Source organism: Terriglobus sp. TAA 43 (assembly GCF_000800015.1).
Classification (GTDB): domain Bacteria; phylum Acidobacteriota; class Terriglobia; order Terriglobales; family Acidobacteriaceae; genus Terriglobus.
The window spans coordinates 472,282-498,274 of record NZ_JUGR01000002.1 but is presented as its reverse complement, the minus strand read 5'-3'; the positions used below and the strand labels follow the sequence as shown (position 1 = coordinate 498,274).

Below are 25,993 nucleotides of genomic sequence, written 5' to 3'. Positions count from 1 at the left end.
CGACTGCAACGTGAAGCTGATGGTACAGCCGGACGATGGGATCGAACCGATCCTAAACGCATTGCGCAAAGCGAAGAAGAGCATCCAGATACTCATCTTTCGCTTTGACCGCAGCGAGATTGAACGTGCGCTCGTGGAGGCCGTGGAACGCGGTGTCTCCGTGCAGGCACTCATCGCATTCACAAACCGAGGCGAAGAGAAGAACCTCCGCAAATTGGAGATGCGCCTGCTTGAAAAGGGCATCACGGTCACGCGAACTGCTGACGATCTTGTCCGTTATCACGGCAAAATGTTCATCATTGATCGCAAAGAACTCTACCTGCTTGCGTTCAACTACACGCACCTCGACATCACGTTAAGCCGTTCCTTTGCTGTTGCCATCACCACGCCGACAATTGTGGCTGAGGCAATCAAATTGTTCGAATGCGATGCGCACCGCAAGGAATATGTCTCCACTTCCAGGCACCTCGTCGTGAGTCCGGTGAATGCGCGCAAGGAACTGATGGATTTCATCAAAGGCGCGAAGAAGCAGATATTGATGTACGAGATGAAGATCAGTGATCCAGACTTCATCACGCTTCTGCAAGACAAGGTAACGCAGGGAGTTGAGGTGCGAATAATCGGCCGCGTCTCGCCGAAGGCGTATTCGCTTCCGTTCCGTCTGCTGCCCACGCGTCTCCATTCGCGACTCATCATTCGCGACGGAAAATCCGCATTTCTGGGTAGTCAGAGCCTTCGCAAGCTGGAACTCGAGGCGCGCCGTGAAATTGGCGTCATCTTTGAAAATGGTCCGGCCGTTCGGAAGATGATGCACGTGTTCGAGCAGGACTGGGCCCTGTCACAACCCATGCAGGATGCCGTGCAACCGGCCCTCGAGCTACCCGTGCGACGAGTGGCGAAAATCGTTGCCAAACACATTCATATGAAACCTGTGGTGGAACAGGTGCTGGAGAAAGTGTTGGATCGCTCCAACAGCGATGTCCCGTTTGAGCCCGATGAGGTGGTTCAAACGGTTCGTGACGCATTCCGTGAAGAGATTCACGATGCTGTTTTGCTCGCTCTTCGCGACATGGCGCAACAGGCGGCGCAATTGCAAACGGACAAGGAAAGCAAAGTACCCTAATTCGACTGCTCGACGTATCTCCATAGCGTCAGAGAAAGTCGCGCCAAGGGAAAGGTTTCTCCACCTGCGTGTGTTGCCTCAATCGTTTCGAACTGCTCCGTGGACAGTACAAGCTTCCATTGGCCTTCATGCTCCACGTGTGGAAGTGTGAACTGCACGCTCGCCTGGTGGTCGTTCACTACGCATAACAGAGTCTCGGCGCCGCCTTTTTCCGGAAGCCCGGAACGACGTGCCTGTCCGTCGATCAGCATGCCGAAGGTTTCCGGGAAATCGAGATTCCAATCCTCGCGGTGACTTTCATTTCCATCAGCGCCGATCCATACCAGTTCACGAATGCCCAGTTCGCTATCGACTCCTTCATGCAGATAACGTCCGCGGTGCAACAGTGGAGTTGCTCTCCGTAGGGCGAGGAGGCGCTGCGTAAATGCAAGCATTGGCGCGTTCTTTTCAGCGAGTGTCCAGTCAACCCAACTGATTTCATTGTCCTGGCAATAGGCGTTGTTATTGCCCTGCTGCGTGCGCGCGAATTCATCACCTGCCAGCAGCATCGGTGTCCCCTGCGCCAGCAACAGTGTCGCCATCAGGTTGCGCATCTGGCGCTGTCTGAGAGCATTCACATCGCTGTTCTGCGATGGCCCCTCTTCACCGCAATTCCACGAGAGGTTATGGTTGCTGCCGTCTCGATTATCTTCACCGTTGGCCAGATTGTGTTTGTCGTTATAGCTGACCAGATCGTTGAGCGTGAACCCATCGTGTGCGGTGATAAAGTTCACGCTGGTCCAGGGCCGCCTGCCCAAATGATCGAAAATCTCCGGCGAGCCCATCAGAGCTTTGGCAAAATCACCTGCGCCCGTGCGCCCTGTCCAGAAGGCGCGAGAGCGATCGCGAAAAGTGTCATTCCACTCTATCCATCCTGGAGGAAATTCACCCACACGATAACCGCCGGGCCCAATGTCCCACGGCTCGGCAATCAGCTTCACGGAACTGAGAACCGGATCCTGCATGACGGCTTTCAGAAAGCCTGCACCTTTGTCGAAGCCGCCCAGCTCCCTCGCAAGAATCGTGCTCAGATCGAAGCGGAACCCATCAACGTGGGTCTCTTCTACCCAATAGCGAAGGGAATCGCAGATCATTTGTAAGACCCGCGGGTGGTTCACGTTGACAGTATTTCCTGTGCCCGTGTCGTTCACGTAATAACGGGGATTTTCTGCGTGAAGGCGATAGTAGTTCGCGTTATCAATGCCCTTGAAAGAGAGCGTGGGCCCGCGTTCGTTGCCCTCCGCTGTGTGGTTATAGACCACGTCCATAATCACTTCCATGCAGCGCTCGTGATACTGCGCCACCATCGACTTGAACTCTTGAAGCGCAAAGCGTGGACGCGCGGCATAGCGCGGGTCAGGCGCGAAGAAGCCTATCGTGTTGTAGCCCCAATAATTCGTCAGGCGCAGATCGTGCAGGTGCGCCTCATTCATGAAGGTTTGGATGGGTAACAACTCGATTGAGGTCACACCCAGCGATTCAATGTAATCTGCAACCACTTGGTGGCCCAGGCCTTCGTAGGTCCCGCGTAATTCCGGAGGCAACGATGGATGCAGCTTTGTGAAACCACGTACATGCATCTCATACAGGATCGTGTCCTGCATGGCGACACGACAGGAACGAGGCTTTAACGGCGCATCGTGCCATGGAAATCGTGGATCTGTGACGAGGCACTTTGGGACAAATGCTGCACTGTCGCGTGTGTCAAAAGTCGTGTCGTCGCCGGTCTCCATGATGTAGCCGAAGATCTCCGGCCCCCATTTCAACTCGCCCAGATGAGCCGTGGCATATGGGTCCAGAAGTAGCTTGTTCGGATTGAATCGATGTCCTTCGCCCGGCGAGTAAGGTCCGAATACGCGATATCCATAGGCTGTTCCCGGACCAACGTCAGGAATATATCCATGCCATATGCCGTCGGTATATTCCGGCAGCGTGATCCGCTGCAATTCCTGTTGTCCGCTTTCATCAAAGAGGCAAAGCTCTACGCGTGTGGCGTTTTCACTGAATAGGGCGAAGTTTGTTCCACGACCGTCCCACGTGGCGCCGCGCGGCGAGGGTGAACCTTCTTGAACGCGATATGTCGTCTCTGCCAACGTCTGCTGCTTTCTCGTTCTGAACCGCTGCTCTCACAGCGTCTCTTCAGTGTAGTGGGCTTCGCGCATCCTTGTGAGCAAAGAACGAACCGCCAGTATGTCCCGGCGGTTCGCGTCTTGCTTGCAAGAGTATTAGTGCTGCGGCGGGAGAAAGCTGATGCCGTAAGGGTCAGATACCTGCACGACCTCTTCTATCACCGGCGGCATGGAGAGCCGGGAAAGTCTTTCCAGGTACTCGTCTAATCCGCCCGGGATGACGGTTGCTTGGATGCAACCCATCGCGCTGCCGCGATTTCGAAAAGTGTGGGGATTGTTGCGCAGAGTGTAGGCAGTCTCGCCTTTATCGATTGGGTGCCACGTCGCTCCATCGAAGATTTCGAATTCACCATCAATGACGGTAAAGAACTCGTCTTCCTTGGCGTGAATGTGAGGTGGCGGGCCGCCGCCAGGATTTGAATACTGGCGAATGACGCAGAATGTTCCGTTGGTTTCCTTACTGCTCACAACGACTTCGACCAATTCTCCGAAGACATAAAACTGCTTCTTTGCTGTGGACATGATGTATCGATTCACTTTCAATGCAGAGAAATTCGCACTGCAATCGCGTGCGATCATGCTTTCTTCTTTGCTGCTCTTTTTGCTGCAGGCTTCGCGTGGCTTTGGCCCTCGCGTGCCGAAATTTTCTGATCTCGATAAAGCTGTGCCAACAGCGTGCGCATTGCCCATTCCGTGGCGCGTGCCGGTTCGCCTTCTTGAAGATGTGCGCGATCGCGCATTGTTTCCCACGCGCGGCCGCTGAAGATGGATTGGAAAATGCCAAGAACGGCACGTTTTCCTGCGGCATCCAGATGCGTTGTCGCCGACCCAAGAGCACGCTCCATTGCAACGCGACGGCGTTCGTTGTCCCGCCTGCGCATCTCCTGTCCGGCATTCGATCGCAAAAGGCCGCGCATTAACGGCGCATTAGCGTCCATGCGCGCATAGACTGGCCCAATTGCGGCGAGCATGTCCGCTTCCGTGTTCGGATAGTGGCTCAGTTCCAATCGGCTGTCACTTGTCTGCCAGACGGCGTCCAGTAACTCTGGTCGCGAAGGAAAATGCCGATAGACCGTGCGTAACGCAATGCCTGCACGCCGTGCAATTTCTTCGTGCGAGAAGGCCTCTTGCGGCTGTTCCGAGATCAGGGCAAGCGCCGCTTCCACAATGCGCTGACGCGTGTCTTCCATTTGCTGTTGACGCAATGGACTGGAATAGCTGCGCGGCTCTGTATTCATGGCATTAGATTGCCATGAATACATGATTAGTGTCAATTAAATGTCGCGAATACAAAAACGATGTGCCAAATAAAAGAAGGACATGGTATTTGCCATGTCCTTCCCGTGAGCGAGATTCGTGTGCCGTTATGGTTTGGGGAGTTGCGAAGTGTTCCATCCACCGCCCAACGCTTTGACCAATAAGACCGTTGAATCCAATTGGCGGCGTTGCAGATCGATGTCGTTGCGCTGGTTCTGCAGCAACGCGGTCTGCCAGGTGATCACTTGCAGATAGGTGTCCACGCCGCCTTCGTAGCGGACATTAAACAGATCCAGTGATTGTTGTGCCGAAGCGGTGGCATCGTGCTGCTGCACGGCTTCTTTCTGCAACTCGCGTAATGCGGCAAGGTTGTCTTCTACCTGTGCAAACGCAGTCAGCGTGGTCTGTTGGTAGTCGGCCACGGTGTTGTCGTACTGAGCGCGAGCCACATCGGTAAGGGACCGTCTGCGGCCGTGGTCATAGAGTGTCTGGGCGAACGTGGGACCCACTGAAAAGAATCGCGAAGGCCACGTAAACCAGTTCACAGCGGATGTGCCTGTGAAACCAGCTACCGCAGAGATGGAAAGCGTGGGATAGAACGCGGCCTGCGCAATCCCAATTTGTTCGTTCGCTGCTGCCGTGCGACGTTCGGCAGCAGCAATGTCCGGCCTGCGTTCCAGGAGCTGCGACGGCAGCATTCCAGGTACAACGGGGAATACCGGGGGAGCAATCGTTAACGGTGTGCGGGGGATCGTCAGGTTGGCAGGCGCCTCGCCCGTCAGCACAGCAATGGCATGTTCCAGGCGTGTGCGTTGTACTTCGACATCTGTTTCCTGTACCTGTGCAGTCTGCAACTGAGTACGCGCCTGCGATACGTCACTGAGTGGCGCAGCTCCGCCTTCATAGCGGTCCTGTGTCAGTTGTAGGGCCTGCTGGAAGGCCTGCACTGTTTCGCTTAGCAATTTCTGCTGTGCATCCGCTGCGCGCAGATCCATGTAGTCCTGTGCAAGTTCTGCATGGAGAGACAACCGGAGATTCTCACGGTCTGCAGCGGTGGCCTGCGCCTGATCCCCAGCGGACTCAATCGAGCGTCGGATACGTCCCCATAGATCCACTTCGTAGTTCAACGAGAAGGGGAGTGAAAAGTTGCCGACGGCGTCGGCACCGGCGAGACTGCTGGATTGGTTGAAATAAGGCTGGTTCGTCGATTGACGTGTTGCACCGACAAAGGGCGCAACACCGACAGTGGGTGCCCTGTTCGCGCGGTAGAAGCCGACGTAAGCCTGAGCCGCGCGATAGTTTGCGTCGGCGGCCTTCAGTGATTGGTTCGCTCCATCGACTTTTGCTTCCAGCGCATCGAGTTGAGAATCGCCAAACATCGTCCACCAGTCGCCGCGCAGTTGTGCATCGGCGGGCTGTGCCACCTTCCATCCTTCCGCTTCACCAAACGAGGCGGGAGGCGTTTCCTTGAAGGCAGGGGGAGCCATGGATACCGGCTTCTGATACGTGGGACCAACGCGGCAGCCAGTCAACGTCAGCGCCGCAAGTCCAAGGCTGAGCAGTGGCAGTTTCTTCATTACTCAAGCCCCTTTGGCGCAACCGTGCTGGTTACGCGCACTTGCGCTCCGTTTACCAGTGAGTCCGCCGGGCTGAGTATGATCGCATCTTGCGCCGTGACGCCGGAAAGCACTTCTACCGTGTCGCCATAGTCGTGACCGATCTTGATGTGCTTCAGTTCTACGTGGTCATCCTTCACCACGGCCACCTGTGCTCCCTGCGCGCGGAAGAGCATCGTATTGCTTGGAATGGTGAAAGTTCCCGCGGCTCCCGGAAGATCAAAATGAACGAAGACATAGGCGCCCGGACGTAAGAGGTTGTCGCGGTTATCGATGTCGATTTCAACGTTCAGTGTGCGGCTGGTACGGTCAATCGCGCTGGAGTTGCGGACGATATTGCCTTTAATGACCTGTCCCGGGCTGCTGTCCTGCGTGATGGTTGCAACTCCGCCGTTTCGAATGCGGTCGGCATAGAGCTCAGGCACCGCTGCATACACACGCATCCTGCTCGTATCCGCCAGATGAAACAACTCACGAGGATTTGCCGAGCCGGATCCTGCGTTGATCAAGTCACCAATGTCCGTATTACGTGCCGTAATGACGCCGCTGAACGGAGCGATGATTTTCTCGTAGTTCTGGAGTTCTTCCAGTCGCTTCACGTTCGCCTTGCTAGCGTCCACCGCCGCTTGCGCTGCAATGTAGTTGCTGCGGGCCTGGTCTGCTTCCTGTTGCGAGACGGCATGTTTGGCCAGCAGGCTTTGCCAGCGGTCGCTAGTGGTTCCAGCAAGCTGCGCATTGGCTTCCTGGCGCTCCAGCTCTGCGCGCGATTGAATCAACTGCTGGTCTACTTCCGGTGTTTCAACTACAGCGAGCAAACTCCCTTGTTTCACATGCGCGCCAATGTCGAAATACCACTTTTTCAGATAGCCGTTGGTACGCGAATAGATGGGCGTTTCAATGTAGGCAGAAACGCTACCGGGAAGCGTTAGCTGGCCGCTCTTTGAGCCTGTGGATGCATGCGTCACGATCACATGCGGAATCGACTCCTGCGCTGTGGTTTCCTGCAGCTTCGATTCATGTGAGCGACGCGAATAAATGCCGTAGCCAATGGCTGCCAGAACGACCACGGCAAAAAGGATGCCGATGGAGCGCATGCTGCCAGGAGTGTCGATGTGGTGTTCCGCATGAGCTTCCGCATGCGCGCGAACCACATCAGTTTGAATATTGTTCACATCGCTGTGTGCATCGTTCTCGGTTTCTGCGTCGACGATGTGGGGTTGCTCACTCATGCATGCACCTCTGCCAGCTGCTCCTGGTTGCGATTGGGATTAGATTTCTTGCGTCCGTGAATCAATGCGAAAACGGTCGGAACAAAGACCAGAGTGGCGCAGGTAGCGCACAGCAGACCGCCGATCACGGCGCGTCCGAGCGGTGCGTTTTGTTCACCACCATCGCCCATTCCCATGGCCATGGGAACCATGCCAATGATCATGGCCAGTGCCGTCATCAATACGGGGCGGAAGCGTGTTGCACCAGCTTCAATGGCAGCGCGTAAGGCGTCGCCGTGTTCTTCCAGTTGTTGCTTGGCGAATGAAACCACGAGGATCGAGTTCGCCGTTGCCACACCCATACACATAATGGCACCCATCAGTGCAGGAACACTCAGTCGTGTATGCGTGAGGAACAGGAAGAGGATGATGCCAGCCAGTGCAGCCGGTAACGCCGTGATAATGATGAATGGATCCACCCAGCTCTGGAAGTTCACCACGATCAACAGATAGACCAACACGATGGAGAAGATAAGTCCGCCTACCAGCCCAATGTAGGAGCTGCGCATCGTCTCTACTTGACCCTTCAGGGTGATGTAGGTGCCGCGGGGCAACTCTTTGCGATCTTTTGCAAGAATCCTCTCGATGTCTCGACTTACTGCTCCCAGGTCGCGATTCTGGACGCTGCCGTAAATATCCACCACGCGACGGATGTTGTAGTGGTTCACCACGGTCATCTCAGTGCCGCGCGATACCGTGGCCATGTCACTGAGGATCGTAGGCTGTCCATTTCCTGTGCCCGCTGCGATGGAAGTGCTGCGATTGATCGGCACATTCTGCAAATCCTGTACGGTATCCATCTTGTATTGCGGAGTCTGCGCGGCCATGTTGTAGTTCACACCGTTCTTCCAGTTCAGAAAGAACATAGGTGTTACCTGGAACGAGCCGCTCAGGGTATTCAGCAAGCTTTGCGAAACGTCCCGCGGTGTGAAGCCGCCTTGCAATGCCTTGGTGCGGTCCACATTAATGTTCAGCGTGGGGCCGTTAAAAGGCTGCTGAATGCGAAGGTCTGTCATGCCCGGGACCTCACGCAGTTGCGCCAAGATCTTATCGGCTTGCAGCTTGCTCGCGGCAATGTCATTGCCTTCAATCTGAATGTCGATTGGCGCAGGAATACCAAAGTTCAAAATCTGCGTCGTGATGTCGGCGGGCAACATGTAGAACGTTGCTTGCGGGAACATCTTCGGAAGATCACGACGCAGAGCTTCAACGTACTTTGCCGTGGGGTGGTGATCTTCTTTCAGCGTGACGAAGATGTCTCCATCGCCTGCGCTGATCGTGCCGTTCGTCAAGTGCTGCGTATTCATGGACGAATACGGCATACCGATGTTGTCAAGAACACCGGACATTTCATCGGCTGGAATGGTCTTGCGAATCTGGTTCTCTACCTGATCAAACAGGTTCGCAACTTCTTCAATACGCGTACCCGTTGGGGCGCGCACGTGCAGGGTGAACTGACCGCTATCGGTATCCGGGAAGAAATCCTGCCCCAGGAAAGGAATCAGCAGCATGCAGCAGACGCAGAGACCAAGAAACGCAGGGACAAATGCTTTGCGTGCTGCAATCAGGCGACGCAACAGGCCGTCGTAGGCGTCACGAACTTTGTCAAAGCGTGCATTGAAGCCCCTCTGAAAGCGCGCGAAGAAGCCATTTGCATGTTCGCCATGCGCATGTGCCTTCAGCAGATACATCGCAAGCGTAGGAACCAGCGTACGGCTAAGGATGTAGCTGGCCAGCATGGCGAACACTACAGCTTCCGCCAGCGGTACGAACAGGAATCGCGACACGCCGCTTAGGAAGAACATCGGCAGAAACACGATGCAGATACACAACGTGGAGACAAGCGCCGGAACGGAAATCTGCGCGGCGCCCTGTTCAATTGCTTCCAGAAGCGGATAGCCGTCTTCCAGATAGCGCTCAATGTTCTCAATGGTGACAGTGGCGTCATCCACCAGAATGCCGACGGCGAGTGCCAATCCGCCCAGCGTCATCGTATTGATGGTTTCGCCAATCAGTCCCAGCACAATGACCGATGTAAGAATCGACAGCGGAATGGAAATGGCGATGATGACCGTAGACCGCCAGCTTCCCAGGAACACCAGGATCATGATGGCAGTAAGAACCGCAGCGATGATCGCTTCCCGGATTACGCCTTCCACGGCGGCGCGCACAAATACGGACTGATCGCCAAGCGGTGTTAGCTGCAGCTGCGGCGGCAGCGTGCTCTTCGCGCGTGGCAACGTTCCACGAATACCCTTTACGACATCCAGCGTGGACGAGTTGCCATTCTTCAACACGCTGATCAGAACGCCGCGCTTGCCATCCTGACGCACAACATTCGTTTGGAATTGGAAACCTTCCGCTACCGTGGCCACATCGCGGAGAAAGATAGTGTTGCCATTCGCCTGCTTGATCGGCAGGCCCTGCAGGTCTTCGGTGGTGCGGGGTGCTCCGTTCGGACGCACGTCATATTCGGTGGAACCAATCTTGATGGTTCCCGAAGGTGTTACGACATTCTGTTGCGCAAGTGCAGCCAGCAGATCACCCGGCGCAATGCCTTTGGATTGCATGGCCGACTGATCCATCGAAATCGTTATCTGACGCAGTTTGCCACCGTAGGGCAATGGCACAACGGAACCCGGCACAGTGACAAACTGCGTACGCACAAAGTTCGTAGCGTAGTCGTTCAGTTGCGCTTCGGACATGCCCTCGCCGGAAACACCAATTTGAACGATGGGAACGCTGGACGCAGAAAAGTTAATAACCTGAGGCGGCAGGATGCCCGGAGGCAATTGGCGAAGCTCATACTGCGACGCCGCTGTGACCTGTGCATTGGCAGTGTCAAGGGACGCTCCCGGCTGCAGGAAGACGCGGATGACCGAATATCCGTTGTAGCTGGTGGATTCCGTGTGCTGAATGTTGTCCACCAGCGTGGTCAACGCCTTCTCATACGGCGTGGTCAGCCGACCTTCCACTTCTTCCGGATTCAGTCCGGTATACGTGAAACCAATCGAGATCACCGGGATATTGATGTTCGGAAAAATATCCGTAGGCGTGCGCAGGATCATGATGGGCGCCGCCAGCAAAATCAGCAGCGCCAGCACGATAAAGGTGTAGGGGCGTGTTAGCGCAACCTTGACGATCCACATCCGGTGGTTATCCTCGCGGGCCGCAGATGCGGCCTTTGTACTATCAGATTCCCCGCCCACCTGATTTGCACGTGGTTTCTTCCGTGCGTAGTTATCGGAAAAACCGATAGCATGAGGCATGGAACTCCGACACCTGCGTTATCTTGTGGCCGTTGCGGAACAGCAGAGCTTCAGCCGTGCAGCGACCCACCTGCATGTTTCCCAATCCGCCATTAGCGAGCAAATGGCCGATCTGGAGGACGAGATTGGCGTTCGCCTGCTGGAACGCGGTCATCGACGGACGGATCTTACAGAACCCGGCAAGATTTTTCTGGAACACGCGCGACGGGTGCTGGAGATGAGTCGTACCGCTGTTCTTGAGGCTCAGCGTGCTGAACGCGGGCAGGTTGGGACACTGCGCATCGGGTTTTTCGCCGGCGGTGTGGGCGATGGCTTCCCAGCGCTCATTCGGAATTTCCGCGATACACATCCCGGTGTGGAACTGACTCTCATGGAGATGCACGTCACAGAGCAGTGGCGTGCCTTGCAGGACGGCCGCATTGACCTCGCCTTTACACGCGTCCCGGAGCCGCAGATGCGCCGGGAAATTCGTTTTGAAGTGATTCAACATGACCCCATGGTGGCGATTCTTCCGCTTAGCCATCCGCGCGCTTCATCAAAGCGACTGGATGTGAAGGATCTTGCCAGCGAACGCTTTGTCGTCTCGTCCCGCAGTACGTCACCCAGCGTTTACGACAAGGTCATCGAGCTTTGTATGACAGCGGGGTTCACGCCCGAGATCGCGAGCGTTTCCACGGTATGGAGCAGTGTCATTCTCATGGTGCAATCGGGTGAGGGAGTCTCAATCCTGCCGTATAACCGGCAGCAGATCGGGTTTCGGGACCTGGCGTTTGTGCCGCTCAAGGCGAAAAACGCGTTTGTGGAGCTTTGTGTCTGCTGGACCGCACGGCGCGATCGCATATTGCTCCGCAACTTCCGCGAGATGGCAAAGGAACATGTCCGCACGGGTCGCTTGTAGGCTGCGGGGTAACTGGCGTGATTCTGCGGTGCGCATGTGGGCCTCTCGTGGCGTCTACATACATAAGCTCTTTAAAGAGAGGACTTCCCCCATGCGCCTTCGTCATATTGCCACCACGGTTGCACTTTCCATGCTTTCCATCATCTGCGGCGCGAATACTCATGCGCAGACGGCAATTTACGCCCAGGCCACGGGCCAGTCGAACAACCTGACGAGCGGCGATGGCTATTTCTGGGGTCCGACCTTCGGCATCTACCACGACAGTCACAGCCTGGCGCTGGTGCACATCGGATACGACGTGCGCGGTTCCATCCTGAAGAATGGAAGCGCGCAGTTCTCCAGCGGCCTGGGCGGCATCCGCGCCTCAGTCGTCCCGCACGTCATTCCCATCAAGATTTATGGCGAGGTGCTTGGCGGAGTGGGTTTTATCAGCAATGGCTCCAGTTCCACAAACTTCCAATACCAGATCAATGGTGGTCTTGAGTACACCTTGCTGCCGCACATCGACTGGCGTGCAGTGGAAGTTGCGTATAACGGCTACTCCGGAAATTCTGTTGGTAATCCCGTCGCACTCTCCACGGGCATTGTCTTTCGGCTCTAAATCCCTGTGCGCCTTGAGGAAGCTGGCATGAGCCAGACACGAAGCGTTTTCGGAATGCCTGTGCCGGAGCTTCCCGTGATGGATGTGCCCCGCGCGCAGCGGTATTACCGGGATGTGCTTGGCTTTGAGATCGGGTGGCTCTATCCGGGCGAAGAGATTGGTGCGGTGTCACGCGATAACGTAACCATCTTCTTTCGCAAGAGACAGCCGCCGTTTGAGGCCGCGATTCATTGGATCCACGCTCTAGACATTGAAGCGTCCTATCGTGAACTGACGAACCTGGGTGCGAACATCGTCGATCCCCTCGAAGAGAAGCCCTGGGGCTTGCGGCAATTCACGGTGCAGGATCTGGATGGCAACTTCTTTCACTTTCACCAGGGGTAAGTCGTTGCAAACGCGGACTGAAGTGGTCGGCATGGTAACCTATAAGTCACCACGATGAGCACTGAGACGCAGAAATACACACGCAATAGCCCTTACGAATCGAAGATGCTGGTCAACTATGTGTTGACCGACCGGGACTCAGAGAAGGAGACCCGCCACATCGAACTGGCGTTAGAAGAGGGCATGGCCTACACGCCCGGCGACGCAGTCGGCATCCAGCCCACCAACCGCGACAGCGAAGTGGAAGCAGTTCTAAAGGTACTCAATTTCAAGGGCGACGAGAAGGTCCTCGACTTCTTCAAGAAAGAAGACACGCTGGACAATGCGCTGCGTACCAAGTTGCACATCGGCAAGCTGACGCGCGGTAGCGTGAACAGCTACGCCAAGATTGCTCCGGAATCCGTTCCGGGCCTGGACTTCCTGAAGTCGCTCGCCGGACAGGACAACAAGTCCCGCGCAGAAGAGTACGTCTGGGGTCGCGAGTTCCTCGATCTGATCACGGAGCATCCCGGCGGAATCACCGATCCGCAGCAGCTTTTCACCGTGCTGCAGCGCCTGACGCCCCGCATGTATTCCATCGCTTCTTCGCAGGCGAAGCATCCGGATGCGGTGCACACTACAGTGCGCGTGGTGCGTTATCACACGCATAGCAAGGATCGTCAGGGCTTGTGCTCCGGTCACCTCGGTGAGCGCGCCGATGAGGGCAGCACCATGCCCATCTTCCTGCATGCCAATGCAAACTTCCGTCTGCCGGAAGACACGGAAACCCCCGTCATCATGGTGGGACCCGGCACAGGTGTGGCTCCGTTCCGTTCGTTCCTGCAGCATCGCCAGGCGCACGGCCAGAAGGGCAACAACTGGCTCTTCTTCGGCGAGCAGCGTTCGGCCTCGGACTTCCTCTATAAGCAGGAGTTTGAAGGCATGCTGAAGGATGGCACGCTTACACGTCTGGATACTGCCTTCTCGCGCGATCAGACCAAGAAAATCTACGTGCAGGACCGCATGCGCGAGAACCACAAAGAACTGTGGGCATGGCTGGAGCGCGGTGCGTACTTCTACGTTTGCGGCGATGCGTCGCGCATGGCAAAGGACGTGGAACAGACCCTGCTCGACACCATTGCTGACGGCAAGGACTGCAGTCCGGAACACGCGCAGGAGTACCTGAACGACCTCAAGAAACAGAAGCGTTATCAGCTCGACGTGTACTAAGTTCGAGCATGAACACAAGAGAAGGCACCCTGTAGAGGGTGCCTTCTCTATTTCACAGCAAGAAACTAAGCAAATTAAACCAGAGATATTCGAACACACACGGCAGCCAACGACGCATCCAACGGAATCGTGAAATGTATGGGACTGCTTGTCCTTCTTCTTTCGTTAGGGGTGAATTCCAGCATGACTCAACTGCCGCTGAAGACCGTCGATCATGTTGATCTCAATCGCTATCTCGGCAAGTGGTATGAGATTGCGCGTCTGCCGAATCGCTTTGAAAAGAAATGCCAGCGTGATGTCATTGCTGAATACTCCAAAGATGGCAAGAAAATTCTCGTGCACAATTGCTGCATTCAGCAGGATGGCTCGCCAAAGGTCGCTGAAGGCAGGGCAAAAGTGGCTGATTCTGTGACGAATGCGAAGCTCAAAGTAACGTTCTTCTGGCCGTTTTATGGAAATTACTGGATCATTGGCCTCGATCCGGAGTATCGATGGGCCATCGTCGGCGAACCTACTCGCAAATACATGTGGATACTGTCACGCACGCCACACGTTGCTGATGCAGACCGCACCCACATCCTGAACCTTGTGCAGCAGGCCGGGTACGACCCCGGCCAACTGATCTATCCGCAACAGACAGGCACGCGTTAGAGGCGAACGATTAAACGCGCTCGTAATCCGCGCGCCAGTTCACAATCGCCTGTTTGATCTGCTTGCCCGAAAGTTTTTCGGCACGTGCACGTTCCGTCAGCGCAGGCAATTCCGCATCGGATGCGAAACGCAGTGCCACAAACTGGCGAATGGTTAATCCAGCAGACGACATGCCCAGCCGCTCCATGCGCAGCGATTCTTCCAATCGGATCACGCGATCCTGGACCTGCAGCGCGTACCCGCGTGCAATGCCGGCCACCATGAAAAGCACGAATGTAACGGGCACTAGCAAAATGTTTGGCGGAGTGGGCTGCTTCCACACATGAAAGATCGAAGCTATGAAGCAAAACAGGGCCAACGGAATTGTGAAGAAGTGGAACTTCGGATCAAAGCGTCCGTGGTTCTGGAAGTTCTGCGGTGCTGACATAGCTCATTCCCTTCGGGTCTGGTTGAGAACCACACACAGTCTCGCACGCAGTCTGCTCTCCGCTACCATCAAAGTGTGGCTTCTTTGAACTCTCCCCGACGCATCGGCATTCACCTCTCCACCAGCGGTGGCACCTGGACCGCGGTGCAGCGAGCAGTTGACTGCGGTGCTAACTGCTTCCAGATATTTTCTTCCTCGCCGCGTCAGTGGAAGCCTTCTGTCGTGAGCGCTGCAGATGCGGAAAAGATGCGTACGCTGCGTGTGCAACACGACATCTCTCCGTTGACGATCCATGCGTCGTACCTGATTAATCTCTGTTCGCAGAGTGAAGAGGTGCGCAAGAACTCGACTGCCGCGTTTCGTGGTGAAGTGGAGCGCGCACTCGCACTTGGTGCAGACTTCCTCGTCTTTCATCCTGGTTCGTGGAAGGGACTGACACGCGCCGAAGCGCTGCAACACGCAGCAGAGAACATCGAACGCGCTGTGGATGGTCTTAATTGCCAGAGCTCACAACTCCGCATACTCATTGAAAACACCGCGGGCAGCGAGTTCAGCATGGGTGGCAAATTGGATCAGGTAGCGGATTTGCTCCACATGCTGGACCGCTGCGCTCCAGTCGATGTTTGCCTGGACACCTGCCACATTCACGTCGCGGGATACGACATTGTGACGGCTGAAGGCTATGAAGAGACAGTCGCGCTCATTGAAGAAAGCTTCGGCACAAGGCGAGTGAAGGTGTGGCACTGCAACGACGCGAAGGCGCCGCAGGGCAGCAAGCTTGACCGCCACGAACACATTGGCGACGGCACCATTGGCCCGGAACCCTTCCGCCGCATCCTGCGCGATCCGCGTTTTGCTCATTGTGCCTTCATTGCGGAAACTCCTGTAGACGAACCCGGTGATACCCTTCGCAACGTCAGCATTCTGCGTACGCTGGCAGCGGTTTAATCTGCGTAAATTGGCGTTGCGGATTTTTCAGGGCCCTGCTTAGAATCGCCTCACTGCAAGAGAAAGGCGTGTTCGGATGCTGGCCCGATGGTCTGTGGTTGCGTTCCTTGTTTCTACTGCTGTGGTTACTGTTTCCGCTCAACGCCAACCAGGCACTTTTACTTACAGTCACACGATCCAACAGACGCTTGCGGACGGCACGCACATTACGCGTACCACGCATAGCGTGATGATTCGTGATGCGTATGGCCGCACTCGGAATGAGAACGAGATACAGATGCCGGGCCGTTCCACCCTTATGCGCAGCGTGAACATTGTGGACCCAATCACCGGAGTGACGTACTTCTACCAGGAAGGCGAGGGGCAGAGTGTGCCTCACACATACATCCGGGTTGAAATGCACCGACCTGCGCAGAATCCTGGTCTGCGAACGCTGCCTGCTACCCCGTCATCATCGGGTGTTGTCACCGGGGCTGGTGCTTTAGGGGCCGAGACTGTTAAAGCCATAATTGCGTCGGCAGGTTCCGGCGCCGCTGTTCTATCGAATCAGCCAGGAGGATCGGCAGAGATGCGCCCGGAGATCAAGAGCGAAGACCTCGGCTTCGATACCGTGCAGGGGATTTCCTGCAAGTCGCGTCGGACAAAGGAAACTTATCCGGTGAATTTCTTTGGCAACGATCGGCCCATTGTCGTTACGCGAGAGAACTGCATGTCCGTAGAAGGCGGTGGCATCCTGGTGCGGAATGTGAATGACGACCCGCGCATGGGAACCCAGACCATGCTGCTGGAGTCTGCCAGCTTTGCGGACCCTGCTGCAATCCTCTTTCAGCCGCCTCCAGGCTATACGGAACGCAAGCAAAATCAGCCGCAGTAGGCAGAATGAAAAATTTCTTCCTTCCGTGTGCCACTTTCTCTAGAAATCCCCGTCTTTAGTTATCAGACCGTCCTTCTACAGGAGTTCGAACCATGAAATTGCATCTGCTTTCCGCCTCGGTTTTGCTGGCCGCGCTTCCGGTCCTGGCTCAGGGACCCGCCGGGCCGGGCGCTCACCCATTTGCCCCCGGAGGCCCCGGTCCCATGGGGTTCGGCTTCGGACATCAGCCTGTAACCAACGCGCCGTATTCCGCTACCTTCACCACCACGGCGACTGAAAAGCTGCAGGATGGCACCACGCTTACGCACACCGCCACGCGCACGGTCTCGCGCGATTCGTTGGGTCGCACTCGTGAAGAGGTTACGTTTCCCGCGCATGGCACTGATACCCAGCCGCACACGATGATCACAATCTTTGATCCTGTCGCGAAGACCATTACGACGCTTCGTACGGAAAAGAAAATTGCCGTTGTGCGCGCCATTCCTGAGCCTCGCGGCGCAGGACGTCGCGGCCCTGGGGGACCTCCGCCAGCCGGTGACAATGCGCAGGCCCAGCCGGAAGGCGCTCCACATCGTGGACCCCGTGAGGACAAGAACGTTGCCACTACCGATCTGGGCAGCAAGACGATTGCCGGTGTCGTTGCTACGGGCAAGCGCATCACGCGCACCATTCCCGCAAACACCATGGGGAACACGGCTCCGATTGTCACCACGCATGAGGAATGGTTCTCGCAGGACCTGAAGGTGGAACTCAGCCGCTCGGACGTGAACCCATTCCGCGGATCAGACACCATGACGGTTAGCGGCCTCACCAAAGCGGAACCCGTTGCCACTTTGTTCCAGGTACCGACGGGATACACCGTGCAGGCTGCTCAGGATCATGGCTTCGGACGTCGCGGTTTCGGTGGGCCGGAAGGACAACGCCGTGGCGGCGACAATCCTCCCCCGCCGCCTCCGGCAGGGATGTAAACACTTCAACAGCAATACAAAAGGGGAGGGGCAACCGTCCCCTTTCTATTTGCCATCGGCAGTTTAAATCAGCGGCCGCCTAATGCGCCGCCTGCCCGTTTCATTACCTGCCGGACAATTGCGGAGTAGGTTTCTGCAATCTTCAGTTTCACGTCAAACTGCCGGTTATACGGTTGACGCTGAATCGGCATGTACGGTTCCAGCTTCTTCGTAATCTGATCGATGTTCAGGCCGGTGTTGCTCTGGATCACGGCGAAGATGCCTTTGTCGTCCGGCGAGAAATGCTTTGCAGCATCCCACTTCTGCAGGTTCTCGCCGCCCGTACCTGCGCGCCAGATGCTTTGACTGGTGTGCAACTCCACACCGCCTGGTTGCGGGAAGGCGTGGAACTGATCGATCAATCCTTGTTGTTCCGCATTCAGCCAGTACAGTGTGTACTCGGTCCAATCCATGGCGTAGCGCTGTAGAAGGACCTCCATCCACGGAATGCTGAACATGCCTTCCAGGCGCTTGTGTAGGGCACGGCATAGCGTGGCGGACATGGTCACAGGCGTAAGCCAGATGCCGTCCTTTTCCAGATGTGGGTCCTGCTTCAACAGCTCTGCGGAGTTACTCCAGAAGACCTTTTCGATTTCGCGCGACTGCATATGTGTCAGCGCTTTGCCGCCGGGCAACAGCGTGTCAATGGTGAAGGGGTGCGTGGCGAACGTGTCTGGATCGAAGACCAGGAAGTATTCGGTGTCAATTAGTTCGGAGCCGTACAGCTTAATGATCTGCTGCCGGTGCCAGTTACGAATCTGGTGGCGCTGGTTGTACTTCTGGAAGACACCGAAGTGTTCGCTCTCATCGACAATCTCGATGGGGAAGTCGTTCCATGCGCGCGAATACTTCTTTGCAGCTTCCACTTCGTCATGCGGAACGACGATCAGGAAGCGGTCAAAGATATCCGGCGTGGAGAAATGGCGCAGGGAAGAGAAGAGAATATCGCAGCGGGGAATATTGTCGGCGTAGTGCCGTCCCGTGGTCTTCAGCGGCATTACGGCGCTCAGCTTCATGCTGTTCCTCGTCCCAGCAGCATGCGGTACAGCCAGCCGGGTATGTAGTATTTGCGGCCTGTCATCACCAGGCCATCCACGTTGCCGCCAATGTAGCTGGCCTGTGTCAAGATCGTTTCAACCACCGGCCTGCGTGTTTTTTCCGCGGCAAGGATGAGTACGGTCAGGTCGGCGACGGTGGTCAGTTCCACACTTTCAAACCACTGATAGGCAGGCGGTGCTGTCACTACGACGTAGTCGTAGGTGGAGCGTAGTTCGTGGAAGAGATTGATCAGTCGTGACCGCGTCATGGTCATGCCAACCGTGACAACCGCATCTTTCGTCAGCGGGCGAAGCGCCAGCAAGGAACCTTCTACAGGTGTCTCGCCTTCTTCTTCCATGTGCACTAACGCTACGCGTCCCGGCGAGCGTGGTTCCAGTGCCTCCACCAGGCCGCGTGCCACCATGCCCATGCCCCCTTCGTTCTGCCCGGTTAGCAACAGGATTGTCTTGCCCTGACCGCCAGTGGGAACGGAATCTGCTGCGGCAATCAGTCGGCCGAAGGCGCGTCGCGCTGTCTGTTCTGGAGCACCGCGTCGCGCGATATCTGAAAGCACAGGCAGGTGCAGGCTACGTTCCGCTTCGTCCGGCGAGAGGAAGGTTTCGCGCATGCTGGATGCCACGATGACCACCACGATCGTGATCAGAACAGAAGCCACGACAGCCGCGGCAATGAATAGCAAACGGGAGTTAGTGCGTTTGCGCGGCACCGTGGGCGTTTCGATCACGCGTACATTCGTGGTGCCGGAGGTCATCGTCTGGTTCTGTTCGACGCGCGCCTTCTCCACCTGCTCTGCATAGTTCTTTGCGGTTTCTGCCAACAGATCGCGCTGTGACGTCAGGCGTGCCAGAGTGTCATTAACACTGATCAGATCCTTCAGCTTGCCCTGCGATTCGGCGACTTGTGTCTGCAACACGTTGTAACGGCCCTGCGCTCCGGCAAGCGTGGCCTGTGCCTGCGAAAGCTGTCCGTTGACCTGATCTTTAAAGCTGTTGTAGCCCACTCGCGTCGACACAGAAACCTGTTTCTTTTGCTGTTCAATCGACGTTTCCAACTGAGCAATCTGCGCATCCACCTGTGCAACAAAGGGGGAAGTAGGCAGATAGCGCGACATTAGGTCTGCACGCTTTGCCTGCAGTTTGAACAGGTCCGATTCCATGGTGCCGATGGTGTGTGCGGCTTCCGTATTGTCGCGGAACAGCTCCACTTCCTGCGGCACATGGGATGCGTTGTTCTGCAACACATCCACGCTACGTCGCGCATCAGCAACCGATGTCTCAGCCTCAGCCATGCGCTGTCGCAACTGGCCGTCCAACTGTACGGCGGAATCGATCTGACCCTTCACGTCCACCACGCCGTGCTGCTTTTCGTAGGCTTCAATCTGCCCGTTTGCGGCGTCGAGCTGGGCACGAATGTTGTCTCTTTGCTGGGTCAGGAACGCCACTCGGCCCGAAGTGAGAATTTCGGACCGTTCTTCGAAATACACCGCCAGCAGCGTTTTCAATACAGCGGCCGCTCGTTGTGGATCGCGATCGCGATAGGTGATTTCAATCACATCGCCGGTTTCCAGCTTCGAGACCTTCAGATGGTTTTCAAACTGGACCAGTCGCTTTTCAAAATCTTCTGGAGAGACACGATTGCCCAGTTCGCGTCGAAGCACATCGCGATGCAGTTCGGCACTTTCCAAAAGCTGCTGTTCCACATCGGCCGCGGGAGGTGCAGTGAGTGAACGCGCATTCGGAACACCACCGGACTGCAGGTCATACACGCCCCCGTTCAGTGCCAACAGTCGCGCTCGAGCCATGTAGGAGGGCGGCAGCAGTAACGCCACCAGAACGCCGATCAACAGCAGCACCGTCGCCAGCAGAAATGCGAGGCGGCGATAGTAGAACGCAATGTTCAGGAGATCGCGCAGCGATGGGGAACGCAGCCCAAGCCTGGGGGGCGGGACGCTAACCGTAGGAGTGGGGTTAAGAATTGTCGTCACTCAAAACCGCTTCGTAATTTCACCGGAAAAGCATCGAGGCAAATGGCGTCATCTCGGTTGGTAGATCCAACCTGTGCTTCTCTCGTGACCCCGCACCATTATTTAGGCAATAATAACATTTGATACCACTTTGAATGAGAGACGCGGGGGGAGACATGGTTCCGGTTTATCCACGGAAAAACAGGTGCATCCTCTTCCCTTTGGCGGCGTTGTTACTGGCTGCGTCTTCGACTTTGTGGATGCCGTTCACAGCGTTCGGTCAGACTCCGGCCCAGCCCGCCGCGGTACCTCCCGCTCATTACACGCTGGAGGAATATCGCCTCGCCCCAGGCGATGAACTTTCAATCAACTTCCCCAACAATGCGGAATTGAACCACGTTGGCCCGATCGGTCCTGATGGCCGTGTCTCCATTCCGTTGATGGGTAATGTCCTGCTCGCTGGTGACACGTCGACGCAGGCCGCTTCCGTCATTACCAACGCGCTCCGTGACGCGGGCATCGCTGCCAATGCCGTACCCGACATCACGATCATGCGCTATGGCACCACAGTCTATGTGGGAGGCCAGGTGAAGTCTCCGGGTGCCATCCAGCTAGTGTCAGGTATGGACGTTCTGCAGGCCATCATCGCTGCCGGTGGCATGACTGATATGGCTCGCACTGCTCAGGTGGCGATCATCCGCCGCACGTCGGACAATCATGCGAATGTCTTCTACGTCAGCGTAAGGAACTACACCAAAGGGCACCCGAATGGCGTCATCGCCACGTTGGAACCGCGTGATGTGGTCTTCGTCCCCCGCAGCAAGATCACGGAAGTGGACATGTGGATCGACCAATACATCAATAAGACGATCCCCTTCAGCCGCAACTTCAGCTATAGCTACGGCAACTATCCTGTGACCACGGTGACTAAGTGATCCAGCAGCAACGGGTACCTGCGTTCGTTCTACAACGCACGCAGAAGGCATTTCGCGCTCCCGTTGTTACCATCGATTCGCCGGATGAACTACCTATCCGCTGGCCGTATTTCCTAACGTTGTTCGCTGTTCTGCCACTGTTCGGCGAGGTATTTCATTACCTGAAGGTTCTGCCGCCCATGTGGGCGTTGTCGAAGGCGTTCCCGATACTCACGCTTCCGCTGTGCTTCTTCGCCATGAAGGATGGACCGGCACCGCGAGGATCACGGCAGATTCTGCTTTCGCTGCTGTATTTGTTTCTTGTTCCCAGCTTCACAGCCGTCTTCTCTTTCCAGCAAAATTTCTTCCTGGGTCTCACCTCGCAGGTGAAGCTGCTGCCCATCCTGTATTTTTTCTCCTTCACGGGATTTCTGCGGCTATTGAAACCAACATCCAGCGAGATCGCGAAGAGCTTTCTTTACTGGGGGCTGGTGCTTTTCGTAGTGTTGATCCTGCTGTGGATCTTTGTGCCGCAATCGGTTTATGAGGTGCTCCATAAGGCTGGAGACGCACCCATGTTCAGCCACGATAGTCGCGGCAACCGTATTCGTATGCCGTTTCTCTTCGGCACCATCGGTATCTTCTATTGCTTTCGCCGCTTCTTCGCAGAGAAGAAAGTTTGGTGGCTGCTTGGTACTGTTGCAGGGTTCGCTGCAGTGATGGGACTGATCCGTATGCGCGCGGCGGTATTGGGATTGTCCATGGTCTTTGCGATAAACACGCTACGCTTCTCCAAGCCGAAGACCCGCATCCTCATTCTTGCACTGCTGCCTTTTGCCGCTGCTGCGCTGTTATCGGTACCGTATGTGGCATCCACGTTCGATACCGGATCGCAAGCAGGGTTCGACATTCGTCGCGGCACGATTGAAGGAGCCATCGCTTTTCTTGGCAACGATCCCTTGCGTTGGCTGATCGGTGTGGGCACCATCACGCCGCTGGATCCCATGGGCCTTATCCGCTATTTCAACCACTCGTTCTTTCTTGCGGATATTACGTGGCTCGGCATCACATTTGAGTTTGGACTTATCGGAGCGGTACTTCTGCTGATGATCCCTGTGCGTGGCCTATGGGAATCACGCTACGTCCGCGCGTCTCGCCAAGGGGCATTTCTCGGATCGCTGCAGGATTACCTCATCTATTCCATCCTCATATCCACTGGCTATCCGCTCACCATGGCACCTGGCGAGTTCGCCATGATTCTCGCAATTGTGGTGCATGAACGTGCACGTTACGGCGCGAACGATCCAAGGTTCAGCTATCCATGAAGACTTTGTCTTTTGTGCTCTGCTCCGTTCTAGGCGCTGCTTGCTACGGGCAGCAGAGCGCGCCGCGCGTGACCAACATCACGGTGGACGCGAATAGGAATCGCCACCCGATCAGCCCGCTCATCTATGGCGTGAACTTCGGAACAACGAAACAACTGCAACTTCTGCGCGCGCCTGTGAACCGCCTCGGCGGTGAAGCAGCAGACGTCTATGACTACCAGTCTGGAGCACGAAACTCAGGCAGCCGCTGGTTCTACGAAAGCTATCCATCGAACAAAGCGGACATTCTCGCGCCGTACGGTGAAGACTTCATCGCGCTCACGCAACGTGCCGGCGCGGACAGCATGATCACCATCCCCATGATGGGATGGGTGGCAAGGCTGGGACCTAATCACACGCGTTTGTCCAGTTACTCCATTGCGAAGTACGGTCTGCAAAAATCCACGGACACACAGGGGATGACTGAGGCCGGCAACGGCATTCGTCTTGACGGTAGCGCTATACATAACGACCCCAACGACGCGATGCAGCCCGATACACCCGCGCGTGAAGCCGTATGGGTACGCTCTCTGTTGAAGAACCGCCGCCCCGGCGAAACGCGCTACTACCTCCTCGGCAACGAGCCCTCACTCTGGCATGAGAGTCATCGTGATGTACATCCCGAGGGTGTACATGCGTCGGAATTGCTCGCGAAAACATTAGCTCTGGCTGCGGCGATTCATAAGGCCGATCCCACTGCGAAAGTCGTCGGGCCGGAAGAATGGTCGCCCATCGGAACGCTCAATAGCGGTTTCGACAATCAACTTCAGTCCACAAAGGGAAGCGCTCCTAGTGATCGTGTTCGTGAAACCGGTGGTGTGAACTTACTACCGTGGCTGCTTCGTAAGTGGAAGGCCGCAGGCCACCCTGTGGATGTGGTAAGTGTGCATTACTATCCGCAGAGCAATCAGTACAGTGACGACGTAAGCGAACCCATGCAGCTACTGCGCAACCGTTCCACGCGTGGACTGTGGGACCCGAATTATCACGATGTGCCATGGATTCCCGTAAACACGGCGTTGATTCCATCGTTGCGCGCCATGGTCGATCGCGATTATTTTCGCGATACGCCTATTGCCATCACCGAATATAGCTGGGGGGCGGACAAGCACATGAATGGTGCTACTGCGCAGGCGGATGTATTGGGCATCTTCGGTCGCGAAAGCCTCTCTCTGGCTACGCGCTGGATTGCACCACCCGACGGTTCACCTACGTGCCTCGCCATGCAGATGTATCGCAACTACGACGGGCACGGTGGCAGCTTTGGCGACATCAGCATCTCTGCATTCGCACCTGATTCGGATAACGTTAGCGCATTCGCTGCAGAGCGTACCGCTGACCATGCCGTGACGATCATGGTCGTCAACAAGCAACTCCACGAAGCTGTAAGCGCCCACCTAACGTTGCGTGGCTTGTCAGCCTCGGGCTCTGTGGAGACGCACACGCTTTCGTTGGGTAAATTTTCGACTTCTTTGCCGACCGGTTACAGCAACGGTGTAATTTCATTCGTTATTCCTGCGCAAAGCATTACTCTGTTCGTTGTACATGGACATGGCAGTTAATACCCGCGAAGCTTCTAACTCCTCCGCGTCGCGCGCCGGTGCGCTTGCTCGCACGCTGGCCACGGCAAGCACGCGCCTGCTTGACCTGCCCACGCGCTACGGCTTGCATCTGCTTATCGCGCTGCGGCTAGGCATTGAAGATGTAGGGGCGTTCTACATCGTGTTCAGCGTCATGACCATGGCATCGGGATTGGGGCGGCTTGGCGTGGATCGCGCCATGACGCGGGAAGTAGCTGCTGCGTTGGGACGCGATCTCCCTGGCACTGCACGCCGGATCGCATGGCGCGGTATGCGTCTCACGCTGGTGAACTCCGCAGCAATTACTGCAGCGCTTGTGCTCCTCTCAAAGCCGATTGCTCTTTATGTTCTGCATAAGCCGGCAATGGCGATTCCGTTGGCCATTGGCGCAATCTCGATCTTCCCGCAGAACATCGCCAACGCGGCAGCCGGTGTATTGGCAGGGCTTGGCCGCGTGGCCACCAGCCAGATGATCTATCAATGGTTGTGGCCCGCGCTTTTCTGTGCCGGTGCACTCGCGCTACACCTAGATGTCGATCGCACGCTGCTCTTGATTATTGCCGCCATGCTGATAAACGCTATCTTCGGCGTGGTCCTGATGTTGCGTGTGTTGCCGGTGCGCCATGCGGAAAATCAAACGCTGGAGGTACCATCGCTCTCGCGTCTCGGCGTGCAGCTGTTCAGCGCAGAACTTCTGCAGCTTGCGATTTCATCAGCGCCACCATTCATTCTCGGCATCGCCGCGTCCACAACGGAAGTTGCTCGCTATGCTGTGGTCTGGCGCATCGTTCTTTTGTTGAACCTGTTGGTTTCCGCCATGGCTGCTGTTGCGTCGCCGCAGTTTGCAGCTGCGTCGGCCCGGGGTGATCGCGCAACGCTGCGTCGCGTCGCACAGCAGACCGTAGGCATAACGGCCGTTCTCTCAGCGCTGCCCACGTTGCTCCTTGCGATCAACCCGGTGTTCTTCCTCAGCCGTTTCGGAGCGGGATATGCGCCGGCCGCACCGGCCATGCGCATCCTTCTCTTCGGGCAGCTTTCGCTCATCCTCTGCACGGCTGTTCCGGAACTGCTTGGCATGACAGGCCATGCACGCGCCCTGTTGAAGATCAACGCCGTCTCCATCGCTGTTCTTCTAGTCGGACTAGGCACTCTCACGCCCCGTTTCACTGACGCGGGTGCTGCCGCAGGAACTGCGCTTGCCATGCTGGTGAATGCTATTGGAGTTAGCTTCTCTGCGAAGCGTGACCTCGGCCTTATGCCGCTCTGGGGCTTCCTTCAGGACAGTCGTTCGCAGATTCGGCGTCGCCTTAGCCCCGCCACTCCCGAGGATGCCCCGGTCGATGAAGAGATCGCTGGAGCCAGCAATCTATAACTAGTTCCGCTTTGGGAATACCGTGTTTACGAACTGTTTCG

General features: G+C 56.3%; 22 protein-coding genes. 13 read left to right on the top strand and 9 right to left on the bottom strand.

The window, feature by feature from the left end; all coding sequences use genetic code 11:
* The first annotated feature begins 19 nt into the window (after positions 1-19).
* A complete protein-coding gene (locus tag M504_RS16700) occupies positions 20-1,123 on the top strand; it encodes a phospholipase D-like domain-containing protein (RefSeq protein WP_052201006.1) in 1,104 nt (367 codons plus the stop codon).
* Here the strand turns inward: M504_RS16700 and glgX are convergent.
* The 6 genes from glgX to M504_RS16670 all read right to left on the bottom strand — a co-directional run bounded on the left by glgX (position 1,120) and on the right by M504_RS16670 (position 10,581).
* Entirely contained in the window at positions 1,120-3,255 is a 2,136-nt protein-coding gene (gene glgX / locus M504_RS16695) for a glycogen debranching protein GlgX (protein ID WP_047496016.1), read from the bottom strand. The genes M504_RS16700 and glgX overlap by 4 nt on opposite strands.
* Positions 3,256-3,387: 132 nt before the next feature.
* Positions 3,388-3,870, bottom strand: a complete 483-nt coding sequence (locus tag M504_RS21500) for a cupin domain-containing protein (RefSeq protein ID WP_052200959.1) — start codon at positions 3,868-3,870, stop codon at positions 3,388-3,390.
* Entirely contained in the window at positions 3,867-4,529 is a 663-nt protein-coding gene (locus M504_RS16685) for a TetR/AcrR family transcriptional regulator (RefSeq protein ID WP_198137669.1), read from the bottom strand. Before M504_RS16685 ends, M504_RS21500 begins: the two co-directional genes overlap by 4 nt.
* A gap of 126 nt (positions 4,530-4,655) precedes the next feature.
* Complete coding sequence (locus M504_RS16680) at positions 4,656-6,125, bottom strand: efflux transporter outer membrane subunit (protein WP_047496007.1); 1,470 nt, start codon at positions 6,123-6,125, stop codon at positions 4,656-4,658.
* Positions 6,125-7,393 (bottom strand): efflux RND transporter periplasmic adaptor subunit, encoded by a 1,269-nt coding sequence (locus M504_RS16675; protein ID WP_047496004.1) that lies wholly within the window; start codon positions 7,391-7,393, stop codon positions 6,125-6,127. Before M504_RS16675 ends, M504_RS16680 begins: the two co-directional genes overlap by 1 nt.
* A complete protein-coding gene (locus tag M504_RS16670; protein ID WP_047496782.1) occupies positions 7,390-10,581 on the bottom strand; it encodes an efflux RND transporter permease subunit in 3,192 nt (1,063 codons plus the stop codon). Before M504_RS16670 ends, M504_RS16675 begins: the two co-directional genes overlap by 4 nt.
* Positions 10,582-10,699: 118 nt before the next feature.
* Here M504_RS16670 and M504_RS16665 point away from each other — a divergent pair, with 118 nt between their 5' ends.
* From M504_RS16665 to M504_RS16645, 5 genes are all read left to right on the top strand, one after another.
* Positions 10,700-11,599 carry a LysR substrate-binding domain-containing protein gene (locus tag M504_RS16665; RefSeq protein WP_047496000.1) on the top strand — a complete coding sequence of 300 codons (900 nt, stop codon included), beginning with the start codon at positions 10,700-10,702 and terminating at the stop codon, positions 11,597-11,599.
* 91 nt (positions 11,600-11,690) lie between these two features.
* Complete coding sequence (locus M504_RS16660) at positions 11,691-12,200, top strand: hypothetical protein (RefSeq protein ID WP_047495997.1); 510 nt, start codon at positions 11,691-11,693, stop codon at positions 12,198-12,200.
* A 27-nt stretch (positions 12,201-12,227) separates the two neighbouring features.
* Positions 12,228-12,584: a VOC family protein gene (locus M504_RS16655; protein ID WP_052200958.1), complete on the top strand. Its 357-nt coding sequence runs from the start codon at positions 12,228-12,230 to the stop codon at positions 12,582-12,584.
* Between the two features lie 54 nt (positions 12,585-12,638).
* Positions 12,639-13,793, top strand: coding sequence for a sulfite reductase flavoprotein subunit alpha (locus M504_RS16650; RefSeq protein WP_047495994.1), 1,155 nt, complete (start codon positions 12,639-12,641; stop codon positions 13,791-13,793).
* Between the two features lie 183 nt (positions 13,794-13,976).
* On the top strand, positions 13,977-14,444 hold the full coding sequence (locus tag M504_RS16645) for a lipocalin family protein (RefSeq protein WP_232296332.1): 468 nt from the start codon (positions 13,977-13,979) through the stop codon (positions 14,442-14,444).
* 10 nt (positions 14,445-14,454) lie between these two features.
* Here the strand turns inward: M504_RS16645 and M504_RS16640 are convergent, their stop codons facing one another.
* Positions 14,455-14,871: a DUF6526 family protein gene (locus M504_RS16640; RefSeq protein ID WP_047495989.1), complete on the bottom strand. Its 417-nt coding sequence runs from the start codon at positions 14,869-14,871 to the stop codon at positions 14,455-14,457.
* A gap of 84 nt (positions 14,872-14,955) precedes the next feature.
* Here M504_RS16640 and M504_RS16635 point away from each other — a divergent pair, with 84 nt between their 5' ends.
* The 3 genes from M504_RS16635 (at position 14,956) to M504_RS16625 (ending at position 17,661) form a co-directional block, all read left to right on the top strand.
* A complete protein-coding gene (locus tag M504_RS16635) occupies positions 14,956-15,819 on the top strand; it encodes a deoxyribonuclease IV (RefSeq protein WP_369792913.1) in 864 nt (287 codons plus the stop codon).
* 76 nt (positions 15,820-15,895) lie between these two features.
* Complete coding sequence (locus M504_RS16630; RefSeq protein ID WP_047495983.1) at positions 15,896-16,693, top strand: hypothetical protein; 798 nt, start codon at positions 15,896-15,898, stop codon at positions 16,691-16,693.
* A 92-nt stretch (positions 16,694-16,785) separates the two neighbouring features.
* Positions 16,786-17,661 (top strand): hypothetical protein, encoded by an 876-nt coding sequence (locus tag M504_RS16625; protein ID WP_047495979.1) that lies wholly within the window; start codon positions 16,786-16,788, stop codon positions 17,659-17,661.
* 68 nt (positions 17,662-17,729) lie between these two features.
* Here the strand turns inward: M504_RS16625 and M504_RS16620 are convergent, their stop codons facing one another.
* A complete protein-coding gene (locus tag M504_RS16620) occupies positions 17,730-18,716 on the bottom strand; it encodes a DUF6492 family protein (protein WP_047495975.1) in 987 nt (328 codons plus the stop codon).
* Entirely contained in the window at positions 18,713-20,743 is a 2,031-nt protein-coding gene (locus M504_RS16615) for a hypothetical protein (protein ID WP_052200956.1), read from the bottom strand. The genes M504_RS16620 and M504_RS16615 overlap by 4 nt, the downstream gene beginning before the upstream one ends.
* A gap of 239 nt (positions 20,744-20,982) precedes the next feature.
* Between M504_RS16615 and M504_RS16610 the strand changes: the two genes are divergently transcribed.
* From M504_RS16610 to M504_RS16595, 4 genes are read left to right on the top strand one after another with little or no spacing between them, the layout of a single operon-like run.
* The gene (locus tag M504_RS16610) at positions 20,983-21,657 is read left to right on the top strand and encodes a polysaccharide biosynthesis/export family protein (RefSeq protein WP_198137668.1); all 675 of its coding nucleotides are present in this window, start codon (positions 20,983-20,985) and stop codon (positions 21,655-21,657) included.
* Complete coding sequence (locus M504_RS16605; protein ID WP_052200954.1) at positions 21,654-22,961, top strand: hypothetical protein; 1,308 nt, start codon at positions 21,654-21,656, stop codon at positions 22,959-22,961. The genes M504_RS16610 and M504_RS16605 overlap by 4 nt, the downstream gene beginning before the upstream one ends.
* Positions 22,958-24,562, top strand: a complete 1,605-nt coding sequence (locus tag M504_RS16600; RefSeq protein ID WP_047495972.1) for a glycoside hydrolase family 44 protein — start codon at positions 22,958-22,960, stop codon at positions 24,560-24,562. The genes M504_RS16605 and M504_RS16600 overlap by 4 nt, the downstream gene beginning before the upstream one ends.
* Complete coding sequence (locus M504_RS16595) at positions 24,552-25,952, top strand: lipopolysaccharide biosynthesis protein (protein WP_198137667.1); 1,401 nt, start codon at positions 24,552-24,554, stop codon at positions 25,950-25,952. The genes M504_RS16600 and M504_RS16595 overlap by 11 nt, the downstream gene beginning before the upstream one ends.
* The last annotated feature ends 41 nt before the right edge of the window (positions 25,953-25,993 follow it).